At 69.7% G+C, this 4273-nt stretch carries 5 protein-coding genes and 1 pseudogene; 3 read left to right on the forward strand and 3 right to left on the reverse strand.

All coding sequences use genetic code 11. The features are described 5' to 3' along the window. Positions 1-570 (reverse strand): gamma-glutamyltransferase (locus tag QSG27_RS27885; protein ID WP_306711985.1); only part of this gene is annotated, 570 nt, incomplete at its 3' end. Here QSG27_RS27885 and QSG27_RS27890 point away from each other — a divergent pair. The 3 genes from QSG27_RS27890 (at position 539) to QSG27_RS27900 (ending at position 3398) form a co-directional block, all read left to right on the forward strand. Beyond that, on the forward strand, positions 539-1891 hold the full coding sequence (locus tag QSG27_RS27890) for a M48 family metalloprotease (protein ID WP_306711987.1): 1353 nt from the start codon (positions 539-541) through the stop codon (positions 1889-1891). The genes QSG27_RS27885 and QSG27_RS27890 overlap by 32 nt on opposite strands. 119 nt (positions 1892-2010) lie before the next feature. Then, entirely contained in the window at positions 2011-2766 is a 756-nt protein-coding gene (locus tag QSG27_RS27895; protein WP_306711989.1) for a DsbA family protein, read from the forward strand. A 20-nt stretch (positions 2767-2786) separates the two neighbouring features. Further along, positions 2787-3398, forward strand: coding sequence for an HAD family hydrolase (locus tag QSG27_RS27900; protein WP_306711990.1), 612 nt, complete (start codon positions 2787-2789; stop codon positions 3396-3398). Positions 3399-3411: 13 nt separating this feature from the next. On the opposite strand, the gene greB is transcribed toward QSG27_RS27900, so the two are convergent. After that, on the reverse strand, positions 3412-3975 hold the full coding sequence (greB, locus tag QSG27_RS27905; RefSeq protein WP_306711992.1) for a transcription elongation factor GreB: 564 nt from the start codon (positions 3973-3975) through the stop codon (positions 3412-3414). Between the two features lie 83 nt (positions 3976-4058). Beyond that, positions 4059-4273, reverse strand: a pseudogene (locus QSG27_RS27910) (hypothetical protein); the annotation flags it as partial.

The following is a 4273-nucleotide window of genomic DNA, read 5'->3' on the forward strand; positions in this document are numbered from 1 at the left end:
GGACTCGGCGAGGTCCCGCGCCAGTGCCCGGCTGACCGGGACCGAGCGGGCGAGCTGCTCCGCCGGGACCACGGCCTGTTCCCAGCGCATCGCGCCCGTGGCGGCCTGGAGCGCGTAGACTCCGCGCAGGAAGCCGGGCAGGGCCGCGCCTCCGGTGTTGGCCGGACGGGGCAGGAAGTCCAGCGTGCGGGTTTCCTTCTTCGCCGCGTCGAACACCACGCAGACGCCGCCGCCGGCCAGCCCGACGCGGGAGGGCAGGGTGACCGTCATCGCCATCGCCATGGCGGCGGCGGCGTCGCCGGCCTTGCCGCCCTGAGCGATGATATCGCGCCCGATCTCCGCCGCGCGGGGCTCGTCCGCCGCGATGTAGTTCTGGGCCGGGGCGCCCGTGCGGTATTTCGTGTTGACGCAGCCGCCGACCAACGACGCCGCTATGGCAATCGCGCCCAACCCTTGCCAGATTCGGCGGGTGGAATGGGGCGCCCGGACCGGCATCTTGACCGGCTGCCCGGTGTCCCGGTGTGCGGAGGAAGAAACGGTGCGCAAGCCCAGCAGGCTGGTTTCGGTCATCGCCATGGTTGCCGTGATGGTTCTGTCGTGGTCGCCGCCCGCGGGCGCGCAGCGGCGCCAGGAGATGCAGTTCCTGAGCGACGCCGAGACGGAACATATCATCCGCGACATGGCCCGGCCAATCTTCCAGGCCGCCGGCATCGACCCGGACGCGGTGAACATCGTCCTGGTCAACGACAACACCATGAACGCCTTCGTGGCGGGCGGGCAGAACATCTTCCTGCACACCGGCCTGCTGCTGGGGCTGGAGGACGCCGGGCAGCTCATCGGCGTGATCGCCCACGAAACCGGCCACATCGCCGGCGGCCATCTGGTCCGCGGGTCGGAGGCGATGGAGAACGCCTTCCTGTCCTCGCTGATCGGCATGGGCATCGGCATCGTCGGCGGCATCGCCGCGGGCAATTCCGGGGCCGGGGCGGCGGGCGTCATGCTGGGCCAGCATCTGGCGGAGCGGAGCTTCCTCTCCTTCTCGCGCAGCCAGGAGTCCTCCGCCGATCAGGCGGGCCTGTCCTACATGGAGCAATCCGGCATCTCGGCGGAGGGGCTGGTCACCTTCCTGGAGAAGCTGGGCGCCGCCGACGACCCGCTGCTGGTGGACCGCGACGCCGGCTACCGCCGCACCCACCCGCTGACGCGGGAGCGCATCGAGACGGTCCGCAGCTTCGTGGAGCGGTCGCGCGCCGGAAGGCGCCCCGTCCCCGCCGAGTGGAACGAGAATTTCCGCCGCATCCAGGCCAAGCTCTACGCCTATCTCGACCCCAACGGGGCGCTGCGCCGCTACCGGCCAGAGGACCCGTCCTTCGTGGCGCGCTATGGCCGGGCCTACGCCTATTTCCGGCGCGGCGAGGTGAAACAGGCCCTGCCGCTGGTGGACGGGCTGATCGCGCAGGAGCCGCGGAACGCCTTCCTTTACGAGATGAAGGGTGACCTGATGCTGCAGAACGGGCGGGCGGTGGACGCCGCCGCCCCCTACCGCAAGGCGATCGAGCTGGAGCCGGAGGCCGGCAGCATCCGCGTGTCGCTGGCCCATTCGCTGATGGAGCAGAATGACAAGCGGCTGGCCGACGAGGCGCTGCGCAACCTCCAGGTGGCGTCCAAGACGCAGGCGCATTCGGCCTTCCTGTGGCGGCTGATGGCCCAGGCCTGGAGCATGAAGGGCAACGCCGGCATGGTCGCCTACGCCACCGCGGAGGAAGCCTTCGCCCGCGGCGACAAGCCGATGGCCCGGTTCCAGGCCGAACGGGCGGAGAAGCTGCTGCCCGCCGGTTCCCCCGGCTGGCTGCGCGCCCAGGACATCCGCGGGCAGGCGGGCGGCAAGTGACCGTTCCGCAACCCCCCGGCGCACAGCCCGGCGCACTGCCGCCTTGCCTAACCCCGCCGTCCCGGTCCACAGTAGCGCCCCGAATCGCATCGGCCCGGCGCCAAACGAAAGAGTTCGACATGACCCGCTTCCGCCCCGCCGCTCTGGCGCTCGCCGCCGCGCTGGCCCTTCCGACGGGGCTGCTGGCCCCGGCCCTCCAGGCGCAGAGCCCGATGGACGACGCGCAGCGCAAGGCCATCGAAGGGGTGGTGCGCGACTACATCCTGAAGAATCCGGAAATCATCCTGGAAGCCGTGGATTCTCTCCAGAAGCGCCAGAAGCAGGCCGAGGAGCAGAAGGCCAAGGCCGCCCTGGCCGACAACAAGGCCGCGCTGTTCCAGAACCCCGCCGACCCGGTGGCCGGCAACCCGAAGGGCGACGTGACGGTGGTCGAGTTCTTCGACTACCAGTGCGGCTATTGCAAGGCCGTGCAGGCGGACACGGAGCGCCTGATCAAGGACGACGGCAAGCTGCGCTTCGTCTTCAAGGAATTCCCGATCCTCAGCCCGGCCTCCCTGTCCGCGGCCAAGGCGGCGCTGGCCGCCCGCGGCCAGGGCAAGTATCTGGAGCTTCACAACGCCCTGATGGCCCACCGCGGCCAGCTCGACGACGACGTGATCCAGCGGCTGGCCAAGTCGGTCGGGCTGGACACCGACAAGCTGAAGAAGGACATGAACAGCCCCGAGGTGCTGAAGGTCATCGCCGCCAACCAGGCGCTGGCCGAGGAGCTGGGCATCCGCGGCACCCCGGCCTTCGTCATCGGCGACGAGCTGGTCCCCGGCGCCATCAAGCTGGACGAGATGAAGCGGCTCGTCGACGCGGCGCGCAAGGGCTGAGGACGGCGCGGGCGTTGATGATGACCAAGCCGACCACCGTCGTCTTCGACATCGGCCATGTGCTGATCGAATGGGACCCGCGGAACATGTACCGCGAGCTGTTCGACGGGTACGAGGACCTGATGGAGGACTTCCTCGACAACGTCTGCACCCCAGCCTGGAACCTGGAGCAGGACCGTGGTCGCCCGTGGGACGAGGCGGTCGCCGTCCTGACCGCCGAGTTCCCGGACTGCCGCGAGCTGATCCGCGCCTATCACGAGCGGTGGGAGGAGATGGTGCCCGGCCCCGTCGCCGGCACCCCGGACATCCTGATGGAGCTGAAGCAGCGCGGGACGCCGCTCTACTCCATCACCAATTTTTCCTCCGACAAGCTGGCGCTGACCCGCAGGCGCTTCGATTTCCTGAACGTCTTCGACGGAATCGTCGTGTCCGGCGACGAGAAGCTGGTGAAGCCGGACCCGGCGATCTTCCAGCGCCTGCTGGACCGCTACGGTCTGCGGGCGGCGGACTGCGTCTTCATCGACGACAGCCCGGCCAACGTCGAGGCCGCCCGCAACATCGGCATGACGGCGCACCGCTTTTCCGGCGCCGCCAGCCTGCGCACCGAGCTGGAGGAGCTGGGGCTGCTGTAGCCCCAGCCCTTTCCTACTCGCCGTCGCCCGGATAGCGGATGGCGACGACCTCGATCTGCTCCAGCCCGGCGGGCGTGCGCAGATCCACCACGTCGCCCTCCTGGGCCTTCAGCAGGGCGCGGGCGATGGGCGAAATCCAGCTCACATGGGCGCGGTCCATGTCCACCTCGTCGGCGCCGACGATGGTGATGGTGTTTTCCGTCCCGTCCTCCCGCGCATAGGTGACGGTGGCGCCGAAGAACACGCGGTCGCGGTTCTTCTGGAGCGTGGGGTCCACCACCTCCGCCGATTCCAGGCGCTTGGTCAGGAAGCGGATGCGCCGGTCGATCTCCCGCAGGCGCTTCTTGCCGTAGATATAGTCCCCGTTCTCCGAGCGGTCGCCGTTGCCGGCGGCCCAGGACACCACCTCGACCACCTTCGGGCGCTCGACGCGCAGCAGCGAGCGCAGCTCCTCCTGCATGCGCTGGAAGCCTTCGGGCGTCATGTAGTTCTTCACGCCCTTGGGCAAGGGCTTGGGATCGTCGGCCTCGTCGTCGTTGCCGGCGGAGTCGTTCTCCCGGGTGAACGCCTTGCTCATGGTCGGGACCCTTCGCGGTTTCGTGAAAAGGAAAAGGCGCCCTGAGGCGCCTTTTCCAGTCTTTCCGGCGATGGAACGCGCGGTCAGCGGTTCCACCAACCCCGGCGCGGCTTGGCCGAGGTGTCCTCGGCTTCCGGAGCGGAGTCCGCGGTGGCGGGCTCGGACGCCGGCGGATTGACCGGAGCCTCGGTGGCCGCCGGGGCGGGCGCGGCCTCGGCGGGAGCATCCGCCGCGGCCTTGCGCTTGCGCGCCGGGCGCTTCTTCGGCTCGTCCGCCATGGAGGGCGCGACGGGAGCCG

Source organism: Azospirillum isscasi (assembly GCF_030849505.1).
In the GTDB taxonomy this organism is placed as follows: domain Bacteria; phylum Pseudomonadota; class Alphaproteobacteria; order Azospirillales; family Azospirillaceae; genus Azospirillum; species Azospirillum isscasi.